The organism is Anaeromyxobacter paludicola (assembly GCF_023169965.1).
Classification (GTDB): Bacteria; Myxococcota; Myxococcia; order Myxococcales; family Anaeromyxobacteraceae; genus Anaeromyxobacter_B; species Anaeromyxobacter_B paludicola.
Genome location: NZ_AP025592.1, coordinates 3,721,107 through 3,747,860, shown reverse-complemented (window position 1 = coordinate 3,747,860; position 26,754 = coordinate 3,721,107). Strand labels below are relative to the sequence as shown.

The following is a 26,754-nucleotide window of genomic DNA, read 5'->3' as shown; positions in this document are numbered from 1 at the left end:
GGCCGCGGCCGCGATCATGAAGCGCATCGTCCTCGGCACCGCCGGTCACATCGACCACGGCAAGACCGCGCTCGTCCGGGCGCTCACCGGCATCGACACCGACCGGCTCGCCGAGGAGAAGCGGCGCGGCATCACCATCGAGCTCGGCTTCGCGCACCTCGGCCTGCCCGACGGCACCGTGGCCGGCGTGGTGGACGTCCCCGGCCACGAGCGGTTCGTGCGCGCCATGGCCGCCGGGGCGGGCGGCATCGACGTGGTGGTGCTGGTGGTGGCGGCGGACGAGGGGGTGATGCCGCAGACCCGCGAGCACCTCGACATCTGCCGGCTGCTCGGCGTGCCCCGCGGGCTCGTGGCGGTGACGAAGAGCGACCTGCTCGCCGGCCTCGGCGAGGACTGGCTGCCGCTGCTCGAGGGCGAGATCGCCGCGGCCGTGAAGGGGACCTTCCTCGAGGGCGCGCCCATCCTGCCGGTGTCGGCCCGCACCGGCGAGGGGCTCGACGCGCTCAAGGCCGAGGTGGCCCGGCTCGCGCGGGAGGTGCCGGAGCGCTCCCCGGACGGCCCGCTCTACCTGCCGGTCGATCGCGCCTTCTCGCTCAAGGGCTTCGGCACGGTGGTGACGGGCACGCTCGTCTCCGGCGCGGTCTCCGAGGGCGACGCGGTGGCGCTCTGCCCGCCCGCGACCGAGCCGCTCCGGGTGCGCACGGTGCAGGTCCACGGCGCGCCCGTGCCGCGCGCCCTCGCCGGCCAGCGCACCGCCGTGAACCTGCCGGGCGTCGAGGCCGGCGCGGTGGCGCGCGGGCAGGCCCTGGTGCAGGCGGGCGTGGTGGTCCCGGCGCGGATGCTCGACGTGGAGCTCTCGCTGCTCGCGGCGGCGCCGAAGCCGCTGCGCCACCGGGCGAGGCTCCTCCTCCACCTCGGCACCGCGCAGGCGAGCGCCACGGTGGCGCTGCTCGACCGGGCCGAGCTCGCGCCGGGGCAGACCTGCTTCGCCCAGCTCCGGCTCGCCGAGCCGGTGGCCGCCCTCCCCGGCCTGCGCTTCATCCTGCGCGGGTTCGCGGTGCTGCAGGGGCGCGGCAAGACCCTCGCCGGCGGCCGCGTCCTCGCGGTGCAGCCGCCGCGGCGGCGCCGGGGGCGGCCGGAGGGGCTCGTCGGGCTCGAGGCCCTCGCCCGCGGCGACGCCGACCAGCGGCTCGAGGCGGTGCTCGCCATGGCCGGCCCGGCCGGGCTCGCCGAGGCGGCCCTGCCCGGCCGCACCGCGCTGCCGCAGAAGGCGCTCGCGGCGGCGCTCCCGCGGCTCGGCGCGCGCGGCGCGGCGCTCCTCTTCGACAAGGAGCACCGGGCCTGGGTGGCGGGCAGCGTGGCCGAGCAGCTCTCGCAGCGGCTCGTCGCCGCGGTGAAGGCCTTCCACCGGGCGCAGCCGCTCGCCGCCGGCATGGGGCGCGAGGCGCTCCGGGGCAAGCTCCCGCCCATCACCGACCCGCGCCTGTTCCAGCGGCTCCTCACCCAGCTCGTCGAGCGCCAGCAGCTCGCGGTGGAGGGGGACCACGTGCGGTCGCCCGAGCACCGCGCCGCCAGCGCCTCGAGCGCCGGCGGCGAGCTCAAGGCGCGGGTGGCCGCCGCGCTCGCCAAGGGGGCCCTCACCCCGCCCTGGCTCGCCGAGCTGCCCGGCCTCGTGGGCGCCTCCGCGCCGGACGTCGGCGCCGTGCTGAAGCTGCTCCTCGCCGAGGGGGCGGTGGTGCGGGTCTCGGCCGAGCTCTGGTTCGACGCGGCGGCGGTGGCGGCGCTCCGGGCCAGGCTCGTGGCCCATCTCCGCGAGCGCAAGGAGATCGCCACCCCCGAGTTCAAGGACCTGGTGGGCGCCACGCGCAAGTACGTCATCCCGCTCGCGGAGTACTTCGACCGCGAGAAGGTCACGCTCCGGGTGGGAGAGAAGCGGGTCCTGCGCGGCGAGGGGCACGCGTGAGCCGGATCCTCGACGCGGCCCCGCTCGGCACGGTGGTGATCCGCGAGGGCGTGGTCCGCTTCGCCTCGGCCGCGGCGCTGGCGCTCCTCGGCTACCGCGAGGAGCAGCTCCTCGGCGAGAGCTGGCTCCGCTTCGTGCCGGAGGAGCGGCGCGCCGCCTCGCTCGAGCGGCACGCCCGCCGGCTGCGCGGCGCCGGCGCCCCCACCGAGTTCGAGACCGAGGTGCTGCGGGCCGACGGCGCCCGGCTGCCGGTCGAGGCGCTGGTGGCGCTCGACGGCGACGACGTGGTGGTGCAGCTGCGCGACCTCACCGCCCCGCGGATCGAGCGCGAGCGGCTCATCGACCTCGCCCGGCTCGGCGCCGAGATCCAGCGCGAGCGGAGCGCGCCGGCGGTGTTCGACCTGCTCCGGTGGGGGCTCGATCGGATCGGCGTCCAGCCGGCGCTCATCCGGCCCGACGGCGACGGGCTGGTGGTCGAGTGGAGCATCGGCGATCCGGTGGCCCGCGCCAGGGCCGAGGGCGCCCTCGGCGAGGGGCTGCCCGGGCTGCGCGCCTGCTGGACCGCCGCCACCCGGGCCGCCTGGGCGGAGGGCGCCGCCTACGTCGAGGACCTGCCGGCGGAGGTCGAGGCCTTCTTCGGGCCGGAGCGCGGCCCGGCGGCGCGGGAGGCCACCGTCCGGCTCGGGTTCGGCAACGGCATCAGCGTCCGCATCGACCAGGGCGGGCAGCCGCGCTACCTGCTCAACGTGATGAGCCCGTGGATGCGGCCGCGCGATCTGGCCGCCTTCCGGCTCTTCGGGGCGCAGGTCTCGGCGGCCCTCGACGCCGGGGTGGCCATCTCCGACCTCTCCGAGCGCAACGCCGAGCTGGCGGCGCTCAACGAGCTGGCGCGGCTCGCCGGGCAGGCCCGCGACCTCGACGCCTTCCTGAAGGCGGCCACGCCGGTGGTGCTGCGGGCCTTCGGCTGCAAGGGGCTCGCGCTCTGGCTGCTCGAGCCCGGCGGCGCCGAGGCGGTGCTGCGCTACACCGAGGGCGTCCCCGAGGGCTCCCAGCAGCGGCCGCGGCTCGCGGGCAACCCCATCGGCGAGACGGTCGAGAGCGGGGCCCCGGTGGTGCACCAGCCCGAGGTCGGCGGGCCGGAGCTCCAGGCGCGCATGCGCGCGCTCGGGCTCGCCACCCGGGTGCTCGTGCCGCTCAAGGTGCGCTCGACCGTGCTGGGCGTCCTCGCCGTGGGCTGGGGGGAGCGGCGCCCCGAGTCCGAGTGCCGCGCCGGCCTGCTCCAGGCCATGGCGGCCCACTTCGCCGCGGCCGTCGAGAACCAGCGGCTCCTCGCCGATCTGCGCGGGCGCGTCTCCGAGCTCACCCTGCTCAACGACCTCGCGCTCGCGACCGCCACGCTCGACCCGGTGCTGCTCTTCGAGAACGCGCTCCGGCGGATGATGTCCACCCTCGGCGCCGAGGTGGGCGCGGCCTACCTGCTCGAGGGGCGCGAGCTGGTGCAGACCGCGGTCCTCGGCGTCGGCGAGGAGACCGCCCAGCGCGTCCGCCGCATCGCGGTGGGCGAGGGGCCGCTCGGCAAGTCGGTGGAGCGGCTCGCCCCCGTGCCGCTCCCGGTGCTCGAGGGCGACGCGCCCGAGGTGCGCTGGTACCGCGACCGCGAGGGGATCCGGGTCGCGGTGGAGGTGCCGCTGCTGGTGAAGGACCGCGCGCTCGGGGCCTTCCTCCTGGCGCGGCGGCGGGAGGATCGGCCCTTCGGGGCGGAGGAGATCCAGCTCCTCTCGGCGGTCGGCGCGCAGCTCGCGGTGGCGGTGGACAACGCCCGCCTCTTCGCCGGCACCCGCAAGCGCGCCGCCGACCTCGAGGCGGTGAGCGCCCTCGCGCTGGAGGTCTTCGGCTCGCCGCTCGGCGACCCTCGCCCGCTCCTCGACGCCACCTGCCGGCGGCTCACGCAGGCGCTCGGCGCGCGCTCGGCGGCGGTGTTCCTGGTGGACGAGGAGCGGCGGGTGCTGAGGGGGATGGCGGCGCACGGCGACCCGCTCCCGCCGGCCGGGGCCGACGTCCGCCTGCACGCGGGCGGCCTCGCCGCCGAGGCGCTCCGGTCGCAGGAGCCGGTCTACTGCGCCGACACCGGGCTCGACCCCCGCAGCCCCCTGAGCGCGCCCGGCCACCCCCGGCTCGCCATGCTGATCCTGCCGCTCACCTCGCGCCGCTCGACCCGCGGCGTGGTGGTGGTGGCGGACGCGCCGGGCCGGGTCTTCTCCGAGGCCGACGTGGCCCTCGCCTACGCCCTGGCGGGCGAGGCGGCCATGGGGCTCGAGAACGCCGAGCTCTACGGGCAGGAGCGCCAGCGCGCCGAGGAGCTCGGCATGGTGCTCGAGGTGGGCCGGTCGCTCGTCTCGACGCTCGACCTCGGCGCGGTGCTCGACGCCGGCGTGCGCAACCTGGTGCGCATCGTCGAGGCCACCGACGCCTACCTGCTCCTGCCCGACGCCGCCGGCGAGCGGCTCGAGATCCGCGCCGTCGCCGGGGGGCACCCGGAGCTGCTCGGTCACGCGCAGTCGCTCGAGCAGCCGGGCGTCGCGCCCTGGGTCTACCTCCACCAGGAGCCGCTCATCGTGGACGACGCCGAGGGCGACGCCCGCGTGGACCACTCGGTGCAGGCGGTCTCGCGCGCCAAGGCCTACCTCGGCGTCCCGCTGGTGGCGCGGGGGCGCTCCATCGGCAGCGTGGTGATCGTGGAGGAGCGCCAGGCGCGCCGCTTCACCCACGCCGAGACCGAGCGCGCCACCGCCATCGCCAACCAGCTCGCGGTGGCGCTCGAGAACGCCCGGCTCTACCAGGACCTGCGCCGCAGCTACGCCGACCTGGCGCGGGCGCAGGCGCAGCTCGTGCACCGCGAGCGGCTGGCGGCGCTCGGCGAGCTCTCGGCGGTGGTGGCGCACGAGGTGCGCAACCCGCTCGGCGTGATCTTCAACTCGCTCGGCTCGCTGAAGCGGCTGCTCAAGCCGACCGGCGACGCCAAGCTCCTGCTCGAGATCGTGGGCGAGGAGTCGGACCGGCTCAACCGCATCGTGGGCGACCTGCTCGACTTCGCGCGGCCGGCGGCGCCGGCGCTGCGGCCCGAGCCGGTGGACCGGCTGGTGGAGGAGGCGCTCACCTCGGCGCTGGCGCAGCGCGCGCCGGGGCTCCGGCTCGAGCTCGAGTCCCAGCCCGGGCTGCCGCCGGTCGCGGTGGACGCGCGGCTGCTCCGGCAGGCCCTCGTGAACCTGGCGGTGAACGCCGCGCAGGCGATGCCGCAGGGGGGCGTGGTGCGGGCGCGCGTGGCGGCGAGCGCGGGCGGGGTGGAGATCGCGGTGAGCGACGCCGGCCCGGGCATCCCGGCCGAGGTGCGCCACCGCATCTTCGAGCCGTTCTTCACCACCAAGGCGACCGGCACCGGCATCGGCCTCGCGGTGGTGAAGCGCATCGTGGACGAGCACCGCGGCGAGATCGCGGTGGAGAGCGAGCCGGGGCGCGGCACCACGTTCCGGATCCGGCTGCCGGCGGCGCCGCCGGGCGGGGCGGAGGGGACGGGATGAGCAACCGCAGCAAGGTCCTGGTCGTGGACGACCAGAAGAACATGCGGACCACCACCGCGCTCATGCTGCGCGCGGCCGGCTACGACGTGGCGGAGGCCGAGGACGGCACCGCCGCCATCCAGCGCGTCGGGGCCGAGACCTTCGACGTGATCCTCACCGACCTGCGCATGGGGCCGCCGGACGGGATGGAGGTGCTGCGGGCCGCGGCCGAGGCGGCGCCCACCACCCAGGTCATCGTCATGACCGCCTACGGCACCATCGACTCGGCGGTCGAGGCGATCCGGCGCGGCGCCTACGACTACCTCTCGAAGCCCTTCCAGGAGGCGGAGTTCCTGGTGCGCATCGCCAAGGCGGCGGAGAAGCGCCGCCTGCTCGGGCAGATGACGCTGCTCACCGGCGAGTTCCGCGAGCGCTACGGCCTCGAGCACATCGTGGGCCGCTCGGCGGCGCTCCGCGACCTGCTCGAGCGGGTGGTACGGGTGGCCCACTCCGACGCGACCGTGCTCATCACCGGCGAGTCGGGCACCGGCAAGGAGCTCATCGCCCGCGCCCTGCACGCCGGGAGCCGCCGCAGCGACAAGCCCTTCGTCCCGGTCAACTGCGCCGCCATCACCGAGACCCTGCTCGAGTCGGAGCTCTTCGGCCACGCCAAGGGCTCCTTCACCGGCGCCACCCGGGCGCGGCGCGGCCTCTTCGAGGAGGCCTCCGGCGGCACCCTGTTCATCGACGAGATCGGCGAGACCGCCCCCGGCTTCCAGGCCAGGCTGCTGCGCGCGCTGCAGGAGGGGGAGATCCGCCGCGTCGGCGAGTCCACCGCCATCCAGGTGGACGTGCGGGTGATCGCGGCGACCAACCAGGACCTGCGGCGCGCCATCGCCGAGAAGCGGTTCCGCGAGGACCTCTTCTACCGGCTCAACGTGGTGCCGCTCCGGCTGCCGCCCCTGCGCGAGCGGAAGGAGGACGTCCCGCTCCTCGCCGGCCACTTCCTCGAGCGCTACAACCGGCGCGCCGGCGACCGGAAGGCGCTCACCCCCGAGGCCCTCGAGCGGCTCATGGCGCACGACTGGCCCGGGAACGTCCGCGAGCTCGAGAACATGATCGAGCAGGCGGCGGCGCTCTCCACCGCGCCCGAGATCCGGGCCGCGGACATCCACCTCGAGGGGCCCCACGGCGCCCGGCAGGGCGGCGGCGCCGAGCCGTCGCTCACGCTGGCCGAGGTGGTGGACGCGGCCGAGCGCCGCGCCATCGAGGTCGCCGTGGCCCGGGCCGACGGCGATCTCGGGCGGGTGGCGCGGGAGCTGGGCGTCTCTCCCACCACCCTCTGGCGCAAGATGAAGCGGCTCGGGATCCCGTCCCGAGGGGGAGAGTCCCCCGGCGGCCACCCTTGAGGTTCCTTTCACCTCTGCAATTTCTTTTGCAGAAGTGAAAGACGCATCGGGCGCTCGAGCCACCCGGGCGAGCGAACCTCGGCAGGTGAGCCGGCCGCGCCGAAGCGTCCCAAGCAGGCGATTTCACTCAGAGGGGGCTCGACCCGGGCGGCGCGCGGGGGCGCTGGCACCGCGCTTGCTCTACTCCCAGCCAGAAGTGCAACGCTGCAGGTCGGAGTAGGACCCCCCCCACCACTCCCGCCGCGCGTTGCACTTCATTTTTTTTGCCCGAGAGCCAGCATGTCTCCGCTGCTCCTCATCGATGGCGATCAGAACTTCCGGCAGGCGCTGGCGATCGCCCTGAGGCTCGACGGGCACGCCGTCTCCGCCGTCCCCAGCGTCGAGGCCGCGGAGCGGGAGCTGGCCTCGGGCGAGTTCGGCTGCTGCGTCATCGACGTGCGCCTCGCCGGCGCGGCCGGACTCCTCGGCCGGATGGCGCGGAGCTCGCGCGCCTGCGTGGTCGCCACCGCCTTCGACCCCGACCTGCTCGCCGAGACCCTGGCGCGCCACCCGGAGGTGGCGGCGCTGGAGAAGCCGTTCCGCGTCGAGGACCTGCGAGCGGTCCTCGGCCCCCGCGCCAGCATCGTCGCCTAGCGCCCGGCGGAGGGCGGCGGCGCGAGCCCCGTCCCCTTCAATGCGGCAGGCTCACGAGGTCGCGCGGCTGCGCGATCGCGGCGAGCGTCACGGCGACCTCGGTCTCCTCCTCGCGCGCCCGGCGGGCGGCCGTGGCGCGGGCGAGGTCGGAGAGGGTGAGGATGCCCACCAGCGCGCCGCCGGCGTCGAGCACCGGGAGCCGGCGCACCTGGCTGTGCCGCATCGTCTCCTCGGCCGAATCGATCGTCTGGTCGGGCGCCGCGGTGAAGACCTTGCGGCACATGGCGGTCTCGATCGGCACCGCGTCGAGCGCCTTGCCGGCGAAGTAGGCCGCCATGCAGAGGTCGCGGTCGGTGACGATGCCCGCCAGCCGCCCGTCGCGGCCGAGCACCGGGACCGCGCCCACGTCGCGGTCCCACATCACCTGCGCCGCCGCGCTGAGCGGCTCGTCCTCGCGACAGGCGAACACCTGCCTCGTCATCGCCTCCTGCACCAGCATCGCGCCACCCTCCGCTTCGGCCCGGTGAGCTCCGGGCTGGCGGCTCGATCCCACTCCCGCGTGGAGGGAAGCGCAATGGGCTGGCGGCCGGGACGATGGGGAGACCGTCCCGCGTGGAGGGACGCGCGACCCGGCTGGCGCCCGGAGGATGGGGGGCTACATCCCGATCGCGGCGGCGGCGCGCGCGAGCTGGCTCACCGTCTCGGGGCTCACCCCGAGCACGATGACCGCGAGCACCGCGACGGCCACCGCCACCTGGATGGCCGGCGACAGCAGGCCGAGCTCCCGATCCTCGGCCGGGCGCATGTACATGTAGACCACCACCCGCAGGTAGTAGTACGCGCCGAGCGCCGAGGTGAGCACGCCCACCACCGCGAGCCCGTAGGCGTGGGCCGAGATGGCGGCCTGGAAGACGAGCAGCTTGCCGATGAAGCCGGCGGTCGGCGGCACGCCCGCGAGCGAGACCATGAAGACCGCCATCGCGAAGGCGAGCCCCGGCCGCTTGCGGCCGAGCCCGGCGAAGCGGTCGAGGTCCCAGGCGTCGGAGGGCTCGTCGTCGAGGCTCTTGCCCCGGCGCTCCAGCACGGCGACCACCGCGAAGGCGCCGACCACGGTGAAGGTGTAGGAGGCGAGGTAGAAGAGGATCGAGGAGAGCGCCCCCTCGCGCGCCCCGGCCGCCGCGGCGGAGACCACGCCGACGAGCAGGTAGCCCGCGTGCGCGATGGAGCTGTAGGCGAGCATGCGCTTCACGCTCTTCTGCGTGAGGGCGAGCCAGTTGCCGAAGACCATCGAGATGAGGGCCAGGGCGGCGAGCACGCCGGCGAAGCCGGCCACGGCCGACTGCGGCGCGCCCGAGAAGGCGGCGAGCGCGAGGCGCGTGAGCACCGCGAAGGCGGCGGTCTTCACGCCGGCGGCCATGAAGGCGGTCACCGGGGTGGGGGCGCCCTCGTAGACGTCGGGGGTCCAGACGTGGAACGGCACGGCGGCCACCTTGAAGGCGAGCCCGACGGCGACGAGGCCGAGGCCCACCACCAGGAGCGCCGCCCCCTGCCCCTGCGCGACGCTCGAGAAGAGCGTGCTGCCGGTGGCGCCGTAGACCAGCGCGGCGCCGTAGAGCAGGAGCGCCGACGAGAAGGCGCCGAGGATGAAGTACTTGAAGGCCGCCTCGGCCGGCTTGCGGCCGCGCCGGATGTAGGCCGCGAGCGCGTAGGTCGAGATGCTCATCACCTCGATGGCGATGAAGGCGAAGAGGAGGTCGGTGGCCGCGCCGAGCAGCGCCATGCCCGAGGCGCCGAAGAGGGCGAGGGCGTAGAACTCGCCGCGCTCGGCCTGCCGCGCCCGCAGCCAGCCCGCGCCCACCAGCGCCGAGAGGGCGAGGCCGCCGCAGACCGTGACGGTCACGAAGGTGGAGAAGGAGTCCACCGTGGCCTGGCCGGAGAAGATCGCGCCCGGCGAGCCGCCGGTCACGGCGGCCACGCCGGCGAGCACGGAGAAGAGCACCGTGAGCGAGGCCTGGTAGCCGCGGCGGGTCGAGGTGAGGAACACCTCGGTCATGAGGAGCACCAGCGCGCCGCCGGACAGGATGCCGACCGGGGCCAGCGCCGCGAAGTCCTGGGTGGGGAAGTTCATCGCGCGTTCCCTTCGGCGCCGGGGGCGGCCACCGCCGCGGCGAGCCCGGGGCTCTCGGTGCCCACCGAGGGCGGGCGGCCCGGCTGTTCGGTCTGGAGCTTCTGGTCGGCGGCCTGGAACCGCGCCAGGAGCCGGTCCACCGCCGGCTTCGCCGGGTCGAGGAACGGCTGGGGCGCGAGCCCCATCACCACGATGAGGAGGATGAGCGGCGCGATCACCACCGCCTCGCGGCCGGTGAGGTCGGCGAGGACGCGGTTCGCCGGCTTGTCGATCCGGCCGAAGAAGACCTTCTCCACCATCCAGAGCATGTAGACCGCGCCCAGGATGACGCCGGTGGCGCCGACGCCGGCGTACCAGGGCGCGTGGCGGAGCTTGCCGAGCCAGGTGCCGGAGAGGATGAGGAACTCGCCGACGAAGCCGTTGGTGCCCGGGAGGCCGATCGAGGAGAGCGTCACCACCACGAAGGCGGTGGCGATCCAGGGCACCTGCTTCGCGATGCCGCCGTACTCGGCGATGAGCCGGGTGTGGCGCCGCTCGTAGAGCATGCCGACGAGGAGGAAGAGCGCGCCGGTGGAGACGCCGTGGTTCAGCATCTGGTAGACGCCGCCGGTGAGCCCCTCGGCGGTGAGCGCCATGAGCCCGAGCATCACGAAGCCGAGGTGCGACACCGAGGAGTAGGCGACGAGCCGCTTCATGTCCTGCTGCACGATGCACATGAGCGCGCCGTAGACGATCCCCACCACCGCCAGCGCGGCGATGACCGGCCGGAAGTGGAGGGCCGCCTCGGGGAAGAGCGGCAGGGCGTACCGGAAGAACCCGAAGGTGCCCATCTTGAGGAGCACGCCGGCCAGGATGACCGAGCCGGCGGTGGGCGCCTCGGTGTGCGCGTCGGGCAGCCAGGTGTGGAGCGGGAACATCGGCACCTTGACCGCGAAGGCCAGCGCGAAGGCGAGGAAGAGCCAGCGCTGCGCCGAGGGCGTCACCCCCTGCAGCCCCTCGCGCGCGGCGAGGTAGTCGAAGCTGCCGGCGTGGGCCCGGACGTAGAGGATGGCCACGAGCATGAGCACGCTCGCGACGAAGGTGTAGATGAAGAACTTCACCGTGGCGTAGAGCCGGTTCTCCGAGCCCCAGATCCCGATGAGCAGGTACATCGGGATGAGCATCGCCTCCCAGAACACGTAGAAGAGGACGAGGTCGAGCGCGGCGAAGGTGCCGAGCATGGCCGTCTCGAGCACCAAGAGCGCGATCATGAACTCCTTCACCCGGTCCTGCACGGCGGTGAAGGTGGAGAGGATCACGAGCGGGGTGAGCGCGGTGGTGAGGAGGATGAGCAGGAGCGCCACGCCGTCGATCCCGACGTGGTAGCCGATGCCGAGCGAGGGCACCCAGGGCGCCGTGATCTCGAACTGGAACTCGGGGGCTGCGGCCGAGGCGTCGAACCCGAGCCAGAGGCCGAGCGAGAGCGCGAAGGCGACGAGCGAGACCAGGAGGGCCACCACCCGGTGCTGCTTCGCCTCGGCGGCCGGGAAGAAGGTGAGCCCGAGCGCGCCGAAGAGGGGGAGGAAGACGACGATCGAGAGCAGGTTGTTCATGGCCTAGCGCGCCCCCGTGCCGAGGACCACCCAGAGGAGCACCGCCGCCGCCACCGCGATCACCGCGGCGTAGCGCTGCAGGTCGCCGTTCTGGCCGAGGCGGAAGAAGCGGCCGAGCCGCGCCACGAGCCACGGGATCCCGTTCACGAAGATCCCCTCGATGACGATCCGGTCCACCACCTTCCAGAGCACCCAGGCCCCGTTCCTCACGAACTTGACGACGAAGAGGTCGTAGAGCTCGTCCACCCGGAACTTGTCCACGCCGAAGCGGTAGAGGGCGGGGAAGGCGCGGGCGAGCCGGCCCGGGACCTCCTTCAGGCCGCCGACGTACATGGCCCAGGCGAGCGCGCCCATGCCGAGGGCGACGCCCCAGGCGACCGCGAAGGGCCAGAGCATCACGTGCTCCACCGCCTCGCCGCCCTCGCCGTGGAGGGTGCCCAGCGCCTGCGCGAAGACCGGGTGCATGAAGTCGCCGAAGACCTCGCCCCAGTGCCCGAAGAGCTCGAACCGGGGCAGCCCGAGCAGGAGCGCCACCACCGAGAGGATGGCGAGGATCCAGAGCGGCACCGTCATCGCCGGCGAGGACTCGTGGGCGTGCGCGGCGGTCTGGGTGCGCGGCTTCCCCGAGAAGGTGAGGAAGTAGCAGCGCATCATGTAGAAGGCGGTCCCGGCCGCGGCCAGGGTCCCGAGCACGTAGGCGATCCTGCCCACCGCCGGGAAGGCGGCGTTCTCGCTCTGGAGCGCCCCCGCCAGGATGGCGTCCTTCGAGAAGAAGCCGGAGAGCGGCACGATCCCGGTGATCGCCAGGGTGGCGATGAGGAACGTCATCCGCGTGTGCGGCATCTTGTCCTTGAGGCCGCCCATGTTCCGGATGTCGGTGTCCTCGTGCATGCCGTGCATCACCGACCCGGCGCCGAGGAACAGGCAGGCCTTGAAGAAGGCGTGCGTCACGAGGTGCATCACGCCGGCGAAGAAGACCCCGGCGCCCACGCCGATGAACATGAAGCCGAGCTGCGAGACGGTGGAGTAGGCGAGCACCTTCTTGATGTCGTTCTGGAAGAAGGCGATGGCCGCCGCGAAGACCGCGGTGAGCGCGCCCACCAGGCAGACGGTGGCCATGGTGGCCGGCGCGAGCGCGAAGAGGAAGCTCGTGCGGGCGACGAGGTAGACGCCGGCCGTCACCATGGTGGCGGCGTGGATGAGGGCCGAGACCGGCGTCGGGCCGGCCATGGCGTCGGGCAGCCAGACGTAGAGCGGCAGCTGCGCGCTCTTGCCGCAGCAGCCGACGAAGAGGCCGAGGGTGGCGAGCGTGAGCGCGGACCCGAGCGTCCAGCCGGAGAAGGCGCCGGCGGCGAGGACCGTGTGCACCCCCTGCCCCTTCACGGCCGCGGCGAGCTGGCCGTAGCTGGCGGTGCCGAAGATGGAGAGGAGGGTGAAGAGCCCGATGAGGAACCCGAAGTCGCCGATGCGGTTGGTGACGAACGCCTTGCGGCCGCAGTACGCCTTCTGCTCGTCGGTGTACCAGAAGCCGATGAGCAGGTAGCTGCAGAGGCCCACGCCCTCCCAGCCGACGAAGGTGAGCACCAGGCTGTCGCCGAGGACGAGGGTGAGCATCGCCGCGACGAAGAGGTTCAGGTAGGTGAAGAAGCGGGCGTACCCGGCGTCGTCCTCGTGCGACATGTAGGAGGTCGAGTAGACGTGGATGAGGAGCCCCACGCCCGTGACGACCAGGAGGAGGGTGCCCGAGAGCCGGTCCACCCAGAGCCCCCACGCGACCGAGACCATGGCGCGCCCGTCCGGGCCGAGCACCCGGAACCAGGTGTCCCCGCCGGCCTGTACGTTCTTGCCGGAGAGCACCTGGGCGTACACCACCAGGGCGGAGAGGAAGGCGGCCACCATCGCGCCGATGGCGATGAGGGCCACGTTGGCCTTGCCGAGCTTCCGCCCGACCAGTCCGTTCACGAGGGCGCCGGCGAGTGGCAGCAGGATGAGGAGCCACAGCCCGGACTGCACCACGGTCGGGTTGTCCATGGGCGGGAAGGATTACCCGTAGTGAGGACGATCTGCAACGATTGACTTTCGCGAGACATATCAGGGGCCAACTGGTATGGCACGGATCAAGATGGACGACCGGCCCGCCCCCGCCGCCGAGGAGCTGAGGAAGATCCCGAAGAGCGACCGGCTGCTCGCGGCGGCCGAGCGCGAGGGGCTCCTCGCGCAGCTCGGACACGAGCCGGTCATGCAGGAAATACGGGCCCTTCTGGACGCGGTAAGGAACTCGGTGCGCGACGGCGGCGCCTGCCCCGCGCCGGCGGCGATCGAGGCCCGGCTGGTCGGCCGGCTGGAGGTGGCCGCCCGCGGGTCGCTGCGCGGCGTGATCAATGCCACCGGCATCCTCATCCATACCAATTTGGGGCGCTCGCCGCTGTCCGAGGAGACGATTGGCGCAATGAGCGCCATCGGGCGCGGATACACCAATCTCGAGTACTCACTTGGGGAGGGTCGGCGCGGCGATCGGTACGGGCACGCCGCCGACGCGCTGCGTCGGCTCACCGGGGCCGAGGACGCCCTGGTCGTGAACAACAACGCCGCGGCGGTCATGCTCGCCCTGGGCGCCCTCTCGGGGGATCGCCCCGCCGACGCCGGCGGCCCGCCCGAGGTGATCATCTCGCGCGGCCAGCTCGTCGAGATCGGCGGCGGCTTCCGCATCCCCGACGTGCTGCGCCGCTCCGGGTGCGCGCTCGTCGAGGTGGGCACCACCAACCGCACCTACGCCCGCGACTACGAGGCGGCCATCGGGCCGCGGACGGCGATCCTGCTCTCGGTGCACCGCTCCAACTTCGCCATGTCCGGCTTCGTCCACGACGCGGCGCTCGAGGAGCTCTGCGCGCTCGGCCGCGCGCGGGGGCTCGCGGTGGTGGACGACCTCGGCTCGGGCACGCTCCTCCCCACCGCGCCCTTCGGGCTGGGCAGCGAGCCGACCGTGCCGGAGCGGGTGGCCGCCGGCGCCGACCTCGTCACCTTCTCCGGCGACAAGCTGCTCGGCGGGCCGCAGGCGGGCATCCTCGTCGGCCGGCGCGAGGCGATCGCGCGCTGCCGCAGCCACCCGCTCACCCGGGCGCTGCGCGTGGACAAGGTGACGCTGGCCGGCCTCTCCGCCACGCTCGCCCACTACGAGCGGGGCGAGGCGCTCGCGAAGATCCCGATCTGGCGCGCCATCGCCCTCTCGCCGGAGGCGCTCGCCGAGCGGGCCGGGCGCTGGCGGGAGGCGCTCGCCGGGCTCGTGCCGGGCGCGAGCGTCCGGGAGGTCGCGTCGGCGGTGGGCGGCGGCTCGCTCCCGGGCGTCACCCTCCCCTCGCGCGCGCTGGCGCTGCCGCTGCCCGACCCGGACGCCGTCGCCGCGCGCCTGCGCGACGGGGCGGCGCCGGTGGTGGCGCGCATCGAGGAAGGGGCGCTGCTGTTCGACCCCCGCACGGTGCAGCCGGGCGAGGACGAGTCGCTGCTCGGGGCGATCCGGGCGGCGGTCGCGTAGCGCGGGAGCGCCCTCAGGGCGTGAACCGGTACCCCAGCCCGCGCACCGTCTCGAGGTGGCGGGGGTGCTCGGCGTCGTCGCCGATGTGCTGGCGCAGCCGGACCACGAAGTTGTCCACGGTGCGGCCGGTGCCGGAGTAGCCGTGCCCCCAGACCGCCTGGATGAGCTGCTCGCGGCTGTGCACGCGCCCCGGGTGCGAGACGAAGAAGGCGAGGAGATCGTACTCGCGGCTCGTGAGCTCCACCTCGCGACCCTCCACCGTGGCGCGCCGGGCGTCGAGGTCGAGGACGATGACGCCGGCCTTCTTCACGTTGCGCCGGGGGCCGGTCTCGCCGCGCGACCGGCGCCGGCGCAGGGCGGCGCCGATGCGCGCGAGCAGCTCCTTGAGGGCGAAGGGCTTCACGACGTAGTCGTCGGCGCCGAGCGAGAGGCCCGTCACCTTGTCGGTCTCCTGCCCCTTGGCGGAGACGACCAGGATCGGCACGTCGGGGTCCTCGGCGCGGAGCGCCCGGATGAAGTCGAGCCCGGAGAGGCGCGGCAGCCCCACGTCGAGCAGGATGAGGTCGGGCCGCTCGGTGCGGGCCAGGGCGAGCCCGGTCTCGCCGTCCATGGCGGAGCGGACCGCGTACCCCTCCATGCCCAGGTTGAGCTGCAGCCCGCGCAGGATGGACGGGTCGTCCTCGACCACCAGGATCTTCTCGCTCACGCCGTCGCCCTCCCCTGGATCATGCCGGGATCGCCACCGGGAGCGCCACCGTGAAGGTGGTCCCGGCCCCCAGCTGCGACGAGACGCTCACCTTGCCGCGGTGCGCCGTGAGGATGTGCTTCACCATGGGCAGCCCGAGCCCGGAGCCCTCGATGGTCCGGTCGAGCGGGTCCTTCGCCCGGTAGAACTTCTCGAAGATCCGCTTCTGGTCGCGCAGGGCGATGCCGGGTCCGTTGTCGCTCACCGTCACGAGGACCGTCGGGCCCTCCACGCGCGCCGCCACGGTGATCTGCTTGTCCGGCCCGGTGTACTTGTAGGCGTTGTGGAGCAGGTTCAGGAGCGCCTCCACGATCGCCTCGCGGTCGCAGCGCACCAGCGGCAGGCCGTCGGGCACGTCCCGGGTGAGCGTGGCGTTCCCGGAGAGCAGCATCGGCTCGAAGGCGCGCAGCGCCGCGTCCACCACGGCGCCGACCGGCTCGGGCCGGAAGTGGTAGGCGCGCTTGCCCGACTCCATGCGCGCCCAGTCGAGCAGCCGGTTGATGAGCGCGGAGAGCCGGGCGGTCTCGTCGGAGAGGATGGCGAGCGCCTCGGCCTGGCGCGCCGGGTCGGGCAGCCGCCCCATCTGCAGCGTCTCCACGAACATGCGGATGCTGGTGAGCGGCGTGCGCAGGTCGTGCGAGACCTTGTTCACGAACTCGGTCTGGAGCTTCGCCACGTTGGCCTCGCGGTAGAGCACGGCGAGGGTGGCGGCGGTGCCGATGATGGTGGTGGTGACGAGCGCCAGGATGAGCCCGCCGAAGACGTAGTCGCGGGCGGCCGAGCCGAACACCAGGATGAGGATCCCGACGGTCAGCATCAGCGTCGCCGGGCCGAGGACGAAGCCGATGATCAGCGGGTAGACGCGGCGGAGCTTCATTCCCGACGACTATAACGCGAAGGGGGCGGACCCGGCGGGCCCGCCCCCTCACGTTCTTCCGGCTCGAGCGCCGGCTACTTCCCGTGGAGCACGGCGGTGTCGGCGATCGCGCCGGGGCCGTGGCAGACCGAGCAGGTCTCGACGCTCTTGGCCGGAACCGCGAGGTTCGGGTCGAGGTCGTAGCTCAGCACGTTGTAGTTGGCGCCCGCCACCGCCGGGCTGGCCGGGGTGCTGTCGTAAGCGCCGTTCAGGACCATGTGCGCGAAGGCGGTGCCGTTGGCGTGGCACGACGAGCAGACCGCCGCGGTCTTGCTGACCCGGTAGTAGACCGTCTGGTCGGTGCCGTTCGCGTTGCCCACCGTGACGTCCTCGGCGAGCCCGACGGGCGGGTGCGGGATGGGGGCCGCGTCGGTGTGGCAGATGCCGCACTTGCCGATCGAGTTGCCCTCGGGCAGGGACACGTCGCGGAAGTCGTTGGTGGACCCGCCGAACCCGTAGACCACGATGCCCGGCGTGTACGGCAGGTGCGCGCCGGAGTGGATGGCGTGCACCATCACCGCGAGCTGGATCGACTGCTCCGCCTTGTTGTCCAGCGTGGACTTCCCGCCGACCATCGTCGCGCCGGAGCGGCGGCTCACGTCGGTACCGGCCACGTTGTGGCAGATCACGCACGAGTTGATGTCGTCGGTCCGGTTGTTGCCGTGGAGCGAGAGGAGGCCGTGACACTTGTCGCACTTGGCCACATCGACCACGTCGCGGCGGGGAACCGCCGTGGCGTCGGTGACCGGGAAGAACTGGGTCGCGTTGGTCACCGCGAAGCGGGGGTTGTTGAAGTTGGCGGTGCTCGCCGCGGCGCTGCCGGGGTGCCCCTCGATGAGGGCCGCGCCGCTGCCCACCGCGTTCGCCGGGATGGCGGTCGTGGAGGTGACGGTGTAGGTGCCGTCGGCGTTCTTCACCGTCGTGCCGGGGTTGGGCTGGCCGTTGACGGTGGCGGGGGCGAAGGCGCCGTTGTTCACGACGCCGATGGTGAGCGGCTGACCGGCCTTGCCGGCCCCGGCGTTGTTCCAGTCACCCGCCTTGGTGGTCCAGGCGATGGTCACGAAGAGGCGGCTGTTCGCGCCCGCCTTCCAGCGGGCGTCGGTGGCGAGGTCCTCGTTGGCCCCGCCGTTGGTGGGGTCGGTCACCGAGAACTGCACCACCGGGAACTGGCCGGGGGCGGTCTGGGTGACGCCGAGGATGGTGAACTTCGCCTGCTGCTGCGCCGGCCCGGGGGCGGCGAGCGCGTGCACCTTGGCGACGTCGAGCGCCGAGTTCGGGCCGTGGCAGAAGGCGCAGCTCCCGTCCGCAACCGGCGCGTGCGCGAGGTAGCCGGCCGGCGGCGTCGCGTCGAAGCTCGTCCGGTCGTGACAGCTCGTGCAGTTGGCGATCGAGATCTCGCTCTTCCAGTAGCCCGCGGCGGTGCCGCTCGTGACGGCGTGGCACACGGTGCAGTTCCCGGTGTCCTGCGGGAAGCCGACGGCGCTGTAGTCGGTGCCGTTCACGACGAGCGTCTGCGCGGTCGCGCCCCCCGCGAGCGCGTTGGTGGTGAAGCTCTTGCCCGAGACGCTCGGCAGGTTCTTGCCCTGGTGGATCTTGTGGATCATCGCCGCGAGGTCGAGCGAGGTCGAGTTCACCGAGGTGGGATCCGGGTCGGGCGTGCTCGCGTTGTGGCAGGTGACGCAGTAGCCGACCGAGAGCCGCTTCGCGCCGTGGTGGGCGATCTGCTGGTGGCAGGCGTTGCAGGCCGCGTCGCTGACGATCTGGCGCGGATCGGCGGCCTGGATCGCCCCGGTCGCCGGGACGACGTCCACGAAGCCGTCGAAGGCCGGCTGGGTGGCGCTCGGCTCCGAGGGGTTGTTCTGCATGCCGAAGCGGGTGACGGCGGTCGGCTCGTACGCCTCGGTCACGCCGACGGTCGCGCTCGGGCTCACCTTCTTCGAGAGGTCGGCGGCGTAGGTGTAGCTACAGGTGCCGTCGCCATTGTCCTTGAGCGTGCCGGCGACGGTGTCGTGGCTGCCCTCGATGGTGGCGACGGTCACGGGCGGCGTGTTGATCTGCTTGTTGAGGTAGCTCTTCCAGACCGTGGCCTTCGCGTCGACCGGATCGGCGACCAGCTTGGCGATGGTGAAGTTGGGGGTGAAGGCCGCGTAGCCGCCCGTCCCGCCGGCGCAGGGCGCGGCCTGGGTCATCGCGGCGTCGGTGAAGAGCTGATAGGTCACCGTCGGGCTGCCGCCCGTGGTGGTGGCGTTCGGGACGCTGACCGCCTTGATCCTGGCGTACAGGCGGGAGACCGTGGCGGTCGTCCCGGACCCCGACGAGCCCGGAGCGCCGGCGGGCCCTTGCGACCCCTGGGCCCCCGTGTCTCCCTTGCTCCCGCTGCAGCCGGCGAGCGCTGCCGATGCCGCCAGCGCGACGACCATGGCCGACAGCCGCTTCGACGTAAGTTCACGCATAGTCTTTTTCATCTCCTCGAGTAAAACCATCCGGCGCGCCTCGGGCCGGTTCCGGCCGGGCGCGCCGGATGATACACCGCGGCGACCCGCAACCCCATTTCTCGCGAGCGCCCCTCCGGGGCGGGGAAATGGACCCGGAGCGCCCACGGAGCGCGGGCTCGACCCCCGAAAAGCAGACGAGGCGGGCCTCGCGGCCCGCCTCGTCGTTCAGCTCTGGATCAGGTGCTCAGGACGGACGAGGCGGGACGGCGCCCACCTCGCCCGCCCTCGGGACTACTTGAACGTCGCCCGGACCGTGTCGATGACGGTCTGGAGCACGCCCGTGCCCGCCGGGACCTGGGTCCCGAAGGAAGCGGTGTGCGCGTTGAACGACGCCAGGTCGCCGGCGTTGTCCTCGATGATCATCTTCGCGCGGTGGCAGGAGCCGCAGGCGCGCGAGGCCGGACCGGTGACGACGCTCGGGACCGAGCCGATGGTGCGGTTCCAGGAGGCGTTCGTCGCCGAGGCGGACAGCACGCCAGGGAGCGACTTCGACTGGTCCGGCACCTCGTAGGTCCCCGGGTTGTGGCACGACTCGCAGGAGTCGAGCGTGAACTTCGGGTACACGCCCTCGGTGTGCAGGCCGTAACGGAGCTTCTGGACCGGGTCGGCGAAGTTGACGCTGCCCACGTCGAGCGCCTGGCTGGAGTGGATGGCGTGGATGTACGAGTCGATCGACCGCGACTGCATCTCGATGTGGTACGCGCCGTCGTTGATGGTGTGGCACATGCGGCAGGCGACGACGCCGGCCGAGCCGTACGACGGGCTGTGGAACGTCGTGCCGAGGGCGTCGTGGCAGCCGTTGCACTTGTCCACGTTGACGATCGCCTTGCCGTACGAGCTCGCGTCGGCCACGATCACGTTGTTCACGAGGTCGAGGGTCTTGGTCACGCCCTTGACCGCGATGTACGGGTTGGTCGTCGCGCTCGGCGCGACGGTCTGGTTGACGCCGATCGAGGGGAGGACGGCGATCTCCACGCGCTTCACCTCACCGCTGGCGATCATGCTGGCCCAGGTGGAGAGGTCGGCGGTGGCGGTCCAGGAGGTGTTGCCGGCCGTCGCCGTGGCGGGGGAGACCACCAGGCGGGCGCTGTTCGACGACTTGGTCGGGGCGCTCCGCTGCATGGCGCCTTCCGACCACTCGAGGTTCGAGGTGCCGTCGGCCTGGGTGCTGTGGCCGCTCACCACGAAGTCCTTGGTGTCGTAGCCGTAGAGGCTCACCACCACGGTGGGCTTCACGATCGCGTTGGCCGCGACGCCGGAGATGCCGAAGTTCACGGTCACGGCGTTCGTGGTGGCGTTGAAGGTGGCGGAGCTGACGCTCGCCGCGATCGACGCCGAGTACTTCGTGCCGTCCGCCTTGTAGATGGCGGCGTTGTAGCCGCTGTGGATCTCGGAGAAGCTCGGGCCCAGGTGCGCGGCGCCCGAGTCGGCGTGGCAGGTGGTGCAGCCGGTCGCCGCGGCCGGGTTGCCGTACATGGCGGAGGCGCCGTTGGCGAGGTAGGTGGCGTGGACCGCAGAGAGGGCGGAGTTCGCGCCCATGAGGCTCACGAGCGCCGGGGCGCGGGTCGCGTCGCCGTTCTTGCCGGTCACCGGGTGGCAGCTCTTGCAGGTGGCCACGTTGAAGTTGGCCTGGGTGAGGACGCCGCTCGCGCCGGTGAGGTGGTTGGCGTGGCAGGTCACGCAGTTCGACATCGACTGCGGGTAGTTGAACTCCATGGCGTGCGACATGTGCACGTCGTTCATGAGGTTCGCGGTGTAGCCGTAGGACGTCGTCTGCGTGCTGGTGAAGGTGGGATTGCCCGAGGCGTCGAGCTCCCCGGCGTAGGTCGCCGGGTCGTCGGCGATGACCTGCCAGCCGAAGTCCGTGCCGCCGCGGCTGTCGTAGTGGCAGGCCTTGCAGGCGGTGAAGTCGGTCAGCCCCGCGACCTGCGCGGCGCGGTAACCGTGCTTCATGTACGGGCTCGGGTGGCAGCTCACGCAGCCGCTCGCCGTGACGACGCCGTTGGCGTCGAGCGAGCCCACGTTGGCGACGGAGGCGTAGTTCACGGTGCCGTACGCCTTGGCCGCGCTCGCGACGTTGTCGTAGAGGGCGTAGTGGCCGGCGGTCGGGGTCTGCGGGAGCTTGTCCGCGGCGTCAGCGAAGTACGCGTAGACGAAGGCGTTCGAGCTCTCGGGGGCGAACGTCAGGGTCGTGGCCTTGGCGGTGTACGTGCCGCTCCCGACCTCGGCGAGGGTCTTGAGCTGGAAGGTCGTGCCGAAGGTCTGCGCGACGGGGTCGAAGGGCGCAGCGTAGACCGTCTTCTGGCCGAGGTTGGCGAGGGCGCCGACGTACGGCTGCCCGCTCTTGGTCAGCGTGAAGGTCACCACCGTGGTGTAGGTGGTGTTGTCGGCGTTGAGCGTGCTCGCGACGCCCGTGATCGAGGCGACGAGGGTGGAGGCATCGGTGAACTTCTTGTAGACGGCCTGGTGATCCGCGCCGGCCGTGGGGTGACAGACCTGGCAGGACTCGGCCTTGGGCAGCGCCGTGGCGTCCGCCCCGTTGGTGCCGTTCGTGCCGTTGGTGCCGTTCGTGCCGGCAGCTCCGGGCGCGCCGTCGGCGCCCTTGAGACCGTCCGCGCCCGAGCAGGCGGTGGTCGCGAGCGCGGCCACGGCGAGCAGCGGGAAGACGTACCGCTTGAAGGTATGCATTGTTGTTTTGATCTCCGACAATCAGTTGACCAACCGAGAACACCCCCGAGGACCGCCCCGAGAAGGTTCGTCCCCGCCCGGTGCTAGATCCAGGCCAGCCGGGTCACCGGAGGGTTGACCATTGGAGATTCACCCTTGGAGAATCGTCACCTGGGGTAACGTTCACCCACCGTCTTTAGGGGGACCTGTCGAGACGCCCGAAAGAAGGAAGCTTTTACGTCCGTTCGACGTCGCACCCCGCGTCAAAATTTTGGCACAGGTGCGCGGATGTACACGCGATTCCGCCACGAGCCCCTCTCGAAGGGGACTGCAGGAATCGCGGTCTCGGCTGGGTCCTTACACACTCAAGGTGGGGGCGAATGGGGGTTTTACCCCATTCACACACCCAACCACCCGGGGCGGCCGCGCCAGGAGTCCTCGCCACCCGGCACGGCCCAGCCCGTCACCTCACTGGCGGCGGCCGATTCAGCGGCCCTCATAGAAGCTGCGCCCGAGCCGGGCGTACTCCGCGAGAAGCGGCGCCGGCTCGAAGCGCTCGCCGTACCGATCCCGCAGCCGCTTCAGGCTCTCGAGCAGCGCCGGCGCGCCGAGGGTGTCGGCGTGGCGGAACGGGCCGCCCAGGAACGGCGGGAACCCGAGCCCGAACACCGCCCCCACGTCGCCGTCGCGCGGCGAGCGCAGGATCCCCTCGCCGAGACACCGGACGGCCTCGTTCACGAGCTGCAGCACCACCCGCTCGGCGATCTGGTTCCGGTCGAAGGACCGGCGCGAGCGGCCGCCGGGGAGGACGTCGTAGGCGGCGGGATCGACCTCCTTCACCTTGCCGCCGTAGGTGTAGAAGCCCTTCCCCGCCTTCCGCCCCAGCCGCCCCTGGTCGAGGAGCGCCGAGAGCGCCTCGGGCGAGCCCATGCGCTCGCCGAAGGCGGCGTGCAGCACCTTCGCCACCTTGTGGCCGACGTCCACGCCCACCTCGTCGAGGAGCATGATCGGCCCCACCGGGAAGCCGAAGTCGGTGAGCGCGCCGTCCACGTCCTCCACCCGCGCCCCCTCGACGAGCAGCTGCGCCGCCTCGTTCACGTACGGCGCCAGGATGCGGCTCGTGTAGAAGCCCGGCCCGTCGTTCACCACGATGACGGTCTTGCCCTGCTTCTTGCCGACCGCGACCGCGGTGGCGGTCACCTGCGGCGCGGTGTGCGGCGTGACGATCACCTCGAGCAGCGGCATCTTGTGGACCGGCGAGAAGTAGTGCATCCCGAGCACGCTCTCCGGGTGCTCGGACGCCTTCGCGATCTCGCCGATGGGGATCGACGAGGTGTTGCTCGCGAAGATGCCGGTGGGGTTCACCGCCTCGAAGGCCCTGAGCATCTGCTGCTTGAGCGCGAGGTCCTCGAAGACCGCCTCCACGAGCAGGTCCACCTTCGCGAACCCCTCCCAGCCGGTGGTGGCGGTGAGCAGCCGGAGCTGCGCGTCGCGCTCCAGCCGGTCCATGGCGCGCCGCCTCACCCGCTCCTCGAGCACGCCGCGGACGCCGGCGAGCGCCCGCCCGACGCCGGCGTCGTCCTTCTCGCGCAGCCGGACCGTGAGCCCGGCGCCGGTGGTGACGTAGGCGATGCCGGCGCCCATGAGGCCGCCGCCGAGCACGCCCACGCGCCGCACCGGCCGCGGCTTCACGGTGGGGTCGTCCACGCCCGAGTCCTTCTTGAGCGCGCTCTGGGCGAAGAAGAGCTCCATGAGCCGCTTCGCCACCGGCGAGACCGCGAGCTCGCCGAAGAGCTGCGCCTCGCGCTCCAGGCCGCGCTCGAACCCCTTCTCGTAGCCCTGCCGCACCGCCTCGATCGCCTTCTCCGGCGCCGGGTAGTGGCCGCGGCTCTTCGCCCGCACCTGCTTCAGCGCCTGGCGGAAGAGCAGCTCGCGGCCGAAGGGGTTCTCCTCCAGCGCCGCCTGCTGCAGCGCCTGGAGCCCGTCCTTGCGCAGCTTCTTCAGGCCCGCCGGGTGCTCGCGCCGGAGCACGCCGGTGGCGAGCTCGTGCGCGCGCGCCACCGCGTGGGCGCGCAGGAGCGGCGGCGGGACCACCTCGTCCACGAGGCCGAGCCGGAGCGCCTTCCTCGCCTTCACCGGCCGGCCGGTGAGGATGAGGTCGAGCGCGGCGGCGATGCCGACGAGCCGCGGCAGCCGCTGCGTGCCGCCGGCGCCGGGGATGAGGCCGAGCTGCACCTCGGGCACGCCGAGCCGCGTCCTGGGATCGTCGCTGGCGATGCGCCAGTGACAGGCGAGCGCCCACTCCAGGCCGCCGCCGAGGCAGGCGCCGTGGATGGCCGCCACCACCGGCTTGCGGAAGCGCTCCAGCCGGTCGAAGCCGGCCTGCGCAGTGCGCGCGAGGGCCTCGCCCTCCACGGCGCTGCGCGCCCCCTGCACGAGGTCGATCTTCGCCCCGGCGATGAAGCCGTCGGGCTTGCCGGAGAGGAGCACCACCGCGCGCACGGTCTCGTCGCGCTCGAGCCGCCGGAGCACGGCGTCGAACTCGGCGCCCACCTCCGGCGAGAGGGTGTTGACGGGCTCGCCGGGCAGGTCGAAGCGGACCACCGCCACCACCCCCTCGGCCTCCACCTGGAACGCGCCCTGGACCGACTCGGGCCGCTGCGGGACGGGCATCATGGCTCAGGCCTCCGCGGAATCGAGGACCACCGCGGCGCCCAGCGCGCCCGCGGCGCAGACGGTGAGCAGCGCGTGCCCGCCCTTGCGGCGCCGGAGCTCCCGCAGGGTCTGGGTGATCATGCGCGCGCCGGTGGCGGCGAAGGGGTGGCCGAGCGCGATGGAGCCGCCGTTCACGTTGAGCTTCGCCGGATCGACCTCGCCGAGCGGCTGCGAGCGCCCGAGCCGCTCCTCGGCGAACCTCCGCGAGGCGAAGGCCTTGAGGTTCGAGAGCACCTGGGCGGCGAAGGCCTCGTGCATGTCCACGAGGTCCATCTCCTGGAGCGTGAGCCCCGCCCGCTCGAGCGCCACCGGGGCGGCGAAGGCCGGCCCCTGGAGCAGCTGGTCCTTCGGGTCGAGCGCGGCGTAGGCGTAGGCGCGCAGGTAGCCGAGGGGCCTGAGCCCGAGGGCCCTCGCCCGCTCCTCCGACATCATCAGGAGCGCGGCGGCGCCGTCGGTGAGCGGCGAGGCGTTCCCCGCGGTGATGGTGCCGTAGCGCCGGTCGAAGACCGGCTTCAGGGTGGCGAGCGCGGCCGGGGTGGCGTCGTCGCGGACGATGTTGTCGCGCGCCGGCACCCGGTCGTAGCGCGGCGGCACCGGCACGTGCATCACCTCGTCGTCGAACTTGCCGCTCGCCCAGGCGTCGGCGGCCCGGCGGTGGCTCTGGTAGGCGAAGGCGTCCTGCTCCTCGCGCCGGATGCCGTTCACCTGCGCCATCTTCTCGGCGCTCTCGCCCATGGTGAGGCCGGTGGTCGGTTCCTTGAGCGCCGGCGGCACCGGCTGCAGGTCCTTGGGACCGAGGCCGGCGAAGGCCTTCACCTTGTCGGCGAGCGTCTTGCCGCGCGAGGCGTTCACGAGCGCCTGCGCCAGGTGGCGCGAGGCGAAGATGGGGGCGTCGGAGAGCGACTCGGCCCCGCCGGCGATGGCGCAGTCGGAGTGGCCGAGCGCGATCTGGTCGGCGGCGTCGGTGGCGGCCTGGATCGAGGTGGCGCAGGCGCGCGACACGGTGTGCGCCTGCACGCTGCGCGGCAGCTCGGTCCGGAGCACCACCTCGCGCGCGATGAGCGACACGAGGGGCGAGGGGATCACCTGCCCGAAGACCACGGCGTCGAGCTCGGAGGGATCGATCCCGCTGCGCGCCACGAGCTCGTTCACCACGATGGCGCCGAGCTCGACGGCGGAGAGGTCCTTGAAGTCGCCGCCCGCCTTGAGGAAGGGGGTGCGCAGCCCGGCCACGATGGCCGCCCTCCGCCCGGGCCTCGTCTCTTTCCCGTTCATCATCTGGATGCCTCGTTGACCGGTGAATCGGCGTACGCGCCGACTGATGTAAGGACTTACGACGCAGAGCGTCAACGCCCTTTGCGGCTCGCCCGGGGGCCGCCGGCCGGGCAAGCGTGCCGTCGCCGATCGAGCCTCCGCTCAGACCTCCGCCTCGGCCGGAGCGCCGCCCGACCGGGCCACGTCCTCGGGGCGGATCTTGCCGGGGTCGAGCTTCTCCACCTTCCTGGTCATCGACTCGAAGAGCGCGTCGAAGCCCGGCGGCTCGCCCTTCATGAACCGGAGCGGGTTGACCCGCGCCACCACGAACGCCTTCAAGTAGGGCGAGCTCATGCCGCGCTCCTTGAGCCGCTCCACCGCGCCCGTCACCGCGTCGTCGAAGGCGAGCACCACCGCCGCCCGGCGCCGCCGCTCCTCGATCGCCTCCGGCAGCCTCGAGGGGAGGAAGCCGTCCACCCTCTTCAAGATGGGCTGGTAGGCGCCGCCCGAGAGCCGGCCCCGCTCCTCGTAGGCGAAGCCGAGCGTCACCAGCGCCGGCTCCTCGAGCTCGAGCGCGAGCTCCTCCTCCTTCCGCTCCGGCTCGCGCCCGGCGAGGTCGCGCACCATCCGCACCACCTCGAGCGCCTTCTCCCGCAGGTTGTGGGCCTTCTCGATGTTGAGCGCCAGGATCTGGTAGGCGACCCGCCGCTCCGGCACGAGGAGCGCCAGCACCGCCCGCGCCCCGAGCTCCTTGAGCGCCGTGAGCCGGTGGCCGCCGTTGGGCGTCCAGTAGCGGCCCCCCTCGCGCACGGCGATGATGGGGTCGAGGTAGCGGCGCGTCCGGTCCATCGCGAGGGTGAGCTTCCGCACGTGGGCGTCGGAGACGTCGCGCTGGAAGGGCGTGCGCTCCACCTTCTCCACCGGCAGCGCGCAGAAGAGGAGCGGGTGGCCGCCGAGCGGCTCGCGGTAGGCGGCGAGCACCGCGCCCCCGTCCCCCTCCACCTCCCGCGAGAGGGCCTCGAGCTCCGGCGGCGGATCGGCGAGCCGCAGGTCGGGCGCGGCGAGCTCGGTGGGAGAGAGCTTCACGCCCTTGCGGGCGCGGGGCCTTCCGCTCTTCGTGACGGGGCGCCTCTTCGCGGCCATGCCGT

16 protein-coding genes are annotated in these 26,754 nt (G+C 73.0%); 5 read left to right on the top strand and 11 right to left on the bottom strand.

What is annotated here, in order from left to right; genetic code table 11:
- Positions 1–16: 16 nt before the first annotated feature.
- The 4 genes from selB (at position 17) to AMPC_RS16730 (ending at position 7,562) form a co-directional block, all read left to right on the top strand.
- Positions 17–1,963 carry a selenocysteine-specific translation elongation factor gene (gene selB, locus AMPC_RS16745; protein ID WP_248342559.1) on the top strand — a complete coding sequence of 649 codons (1,947 nt, stop codon included), beginning with the start codon at positions 17–19 and terminating at the stop codon, positions 1,961–1,963.
- Positions 1,960–5,541 (top strand): GAF domain-containing protein, encoded by a 3,582-nt coding sequence (locus tag AMPC_RS16740; RefSeq protein WP_248342558.1) that lies wholly within the window; start codon positions 1,960–1,962, stop codon positions 5,539–5,541. Before selB ends, AMPC_RS16740 begins: the two co-directional genes overlap by 4 nt.
- Positions 5,538–6,929, top strand: coding sequence for a sigma-54-dependent transcriptional regulator (locus tag AMPC_RS16735; protein ID WP_248342557.1), 1,392 nt, complete (start codon positions 5,538–5,540; stop codon positions 6,927–6,929). Before AMPC_RS16740 ends, AMPC_RS16735 begins: the two co-directional genes overlap by 4 nt.
- Positions 6,930–7,208: 279 nt before the next feature.
- Positions 7,209–7,562, top strand: a complete 354-nt coding sequence (locus tag AMPC_RS16730; protein ID WP_248342556.1) for a response regulator — start codon at positions 7,209–7,211, stop codon at positions 7,560–7,562.
- A gap of 37 nt (positions 7,563–7,599) precedes the next feature.
- On the opposite strand, the gene AMPC_RS16725 is transcribed toward AMPC_RS16730, so the two are convergent.
- The 4 genes from AMPC_RS16725 to nuoL all read right to left on the bottom strand — a co-directional run bounded on the left by AMPC_RS16725 (position 7,600) and on the right by nuoL (position 13,313).
- On the bottom strand, positions 7,600–8,061 hold the full coding sequence (locus tag AMPC_RS16725) for a CBS domain-containing protein (protein WP_248342555.1): 462 nt from the start codon (positions 8,059–8,061) through the stop codon (positions 7,600–7,602).
- A gap of 156 nt (positions 8,062–8,217) precedes the next feature.
- Positions 8,218–9,690 carry an NADH-quinone oxidoreductase subunit N gene (locus AMPC_RS16720; protein ID WP_248342554.1) on the bottom strand — a complete coding sequence of 491 codons (1,473 nt, stop codon included), beginning with the start codon at positions 9,688–9,690 and terminating at the stop codon, positions 8,218–8,220.
- Complete coding sequence (locus tag AMPC_RS16715) at positions 9,687–11,282, bottom strand: NADH-quinone oxidoreductase subunit M (RefSeq protein ID WP_248342553.1); 1,596 nt, start codon at positions 11,280–11,282, stop codon at positions 9,687–9,689. The genes AMPC_RS16720 and AMPC_RS16715 overlap by 4 nt, the downstream gene beginning before the upstream one ends.
- A 3-nt stretch (positions 11,283–11,285) precedes the next feature.
- Entirely contained in the window at positions 11,286–13,313 is a 2,028-nt protein-coding gene (gene nuoL, locus AMPC_RS16710) for an NADH-quinone oxidoreductase subunit L (protein WP_248342552.1), read from the bottom strand.
- Positions 13,314–13,389: 76 nt separating this feature from the next.
- On the opposite strand from nuoL, the gene selA reads away from it, so the two are divergent.
- Positions 13,390–14,814, top strand: a complete 1,425-nt coding sequence (gene selA, locus AMPC_RS16705) for an L-seryl-tRNA(Sec) selenium transferase (protein ID WP_248342551.1) — start codon at positions 13,390–13,392, stop codon at positions 14,812–14,814.
- A 13-nt stretch (positions 14,815–14,827) separates the two neighbouring features.
- On the opposite strand, the gene AMPC_RS16700 is transcribed toward selA, so the two are convergent.
- From AMPC_RS16700 to AMPC_RS16670, 7 genes are all read right to left on the bottom strand, one after another.
- Positions 14,828–15,520 (bottom strand): response regulator transcription factor, encoded by a 693-nt coding sequence (locus AMPC_RS16700; protein ID WP_248342550.1) that lies wholly within the window; start codon positions 15,518–15,520, stop codon positions 14,828–14,830.
- 19 nt (positions 15,521–15,539) lie between these two features.
- Positions 15,540–16,436 carry a sensor histidine kinase gene (locus AMPC_RS16695; RefSeq protein WP_248342549.1) on the bottom strand — a complete coding sequence of 299 codons (897 nt, stop codon included), beginning with the start codon at positions 16,434–16,436 and terminating at the stop codon, positions 15,540–15,542.
- 74 nt (positions 16,437–16,510) lie between these two features.
- Positions 16,511–18,940 carry an OmcA/MtrC family decaheme c-type cytochrome gene (locus tag AMPC_RS16690; RefSeq protein WP_248342548.1) on the bottom strand — a complete coding sequence of 810 codons (2,430 nt, stop codon included), beginning with the start codon at positions 18,938–18,940 and terminating at the stop codon, positions 16,511–16,513.
- A 261-nt stretch (positions 18,941–19,201) separates the two neighbouring features.
- Positions 19,202–21,658, bottom strand: a complete 2,457-nt coding sequence (locus AMPC_RS16685; RefSeq protein WP_248342547.1) for a multiheme c-type cytochrome — start codon at positions 21,656–21,658, stop codon at positions 19,202–19,204.
- Positions 21,659–22,123: 465 nt separating this feature from the next.
- The gene (fadJ, locus tag AMPC_RS16680) at positions 22,124–24,310 is read right to left on the bottom strand and encodes a fatty acid oxidation complex subunit alpha FadJ (protein WP_248346349.1); all 2,187 of its coding nucleotides are present in this window, start codon (positions 24,308–24,310) and stop codon (positions 22,124–22,126) included.
- A gap of 6 nt (positions 24,311–24,316) precedes the next feature.
- A complete protein-coding gene (gene fadI / locus AMPC_RS16675) occupies positions 24,317–25,630 on the bottom strand; it encodes an acetyl-CoA C-acyltransferase FadI (RefSeq protein ID WP_248342546.1) in 1,314 nt (437 codons plus the stop codon).
- Positions 25,631–25,768: 138 nt separating this feature from the next.
- Positions 25,769–26,749: a chromosome partitioning protein ParB gene (locus AMPC_RS16670; protein WP_248342545.1), complete on the bottom strand. Its 981-nt coding sequence runs from the start codon at positions 26,747–26,749 to the stop codon at positions 25,769–25,771.
- Between the last annotated feature and the right edge of the window lie 5 nt (positions 26,750–26,754).

Excerpts from the sequence above, each read along its gene's own strand:
- selB (WP_248342559.1), top strand. The coding sequence starts at position 17 with ATGAAGCGCATCGTCCTCGGCACCGCCGGTCACATCGACCACGGCAAG.
- AMPC_RS16735 (WP_248342557.1), top strand. The coding sequence starts at position 5,538 with ATGAGCAACCGCAGCAAGGTCCTGGTCGTGGACGACCAGAAGAACATG.
- AMPC_RS16730 (WP_248342556.1), top strand. The coding sequence starts at position 7,209 with ATGTCTCCGCTGCTCCTCATCGATGGCGATCAGAACTTCCGGCAGGCG.
- AMPC_RS16725 (WP_248342555.1), bottom strand. The coding sequence starts at position 8,061 with ATGCTGGTGCAGGAGGCGATGACGAGGCAGGTGTTCGCCTGTCGCGAG.
- AMPC_RS16720 (WP_248342554.1), bottom strand. The coding sequence starts at position 9,690 with ATGAACTTCCCCACCCAGGACTTCGCGGCGCTGGCCCCGGTCGGCATC.
- AMPC_RS16715 (WP_248342553.1), bottom strand. The coding sequence starts at position 11,282 with ATGAACAACCTGCTCTCGATCGTCGTCTTCCTCCCCCTCTTCGGCGCG.
- nuoL (WP_248342552.1), bottom strand. The coding sequence starts at position 13,313 with ATGGACAACCCGACCGTGGTGCAGTCCGGGCTGTGGCTCCTCATCCTG.
- selA (WP_248342551.1), top strand. The coding sequence starts at position 13,390 with ATGGCACGGATCAAGATGGACGACCGGCCCGCCCCCGCCGCCGAGGAG.
- AMPC_RS16695 (WP_248342549.1), bottom strand. The coding sequence starts at position 16,436 with ATGAAGCTCCGCCGCGTCTACCCGCTGATCATCGGCTTCGTCCTCGGC.
- AMPC_RS16690 (WP_248342548.1), bottom strand. The coding sequence starts at position 18,940 with ATGAAAAAGACTATGCGTGAACTTACGTCGAAGCGGCTGTCGGCCATG.
- AMPC_RS16685 (WP_248342547.1), bottom strand. The coding sequence starts at position 21,658 with ATGCATACCTTCAAGCGGTACGTCTTCCCGCTGCTCGCCGTGGCCGCG.
- fadJ (WP_248346349.1), bottom strand. The coding sequence starts at position 24,310 with ATGCCCGTCCCGCAGCGGCCCGAGTCGGTCCAGGGCGCGTTCCAGGTG.
- fadI (WP_248342546.1), bottom strand. The coding sequence starts at position 25,630 with ATGATGAACGGGAAAGAGACGAGGCCCGGGCGGAGGGCGGCCATCGTG.
- AMPC_RS16670 (WP_248342545.1), bottom strand. The coding sequence starts at position 26,749 with ATGGCCGCGAAGAGGCGCCCCGTCACGAAGAGCGGAAGGCCCCGCGCC.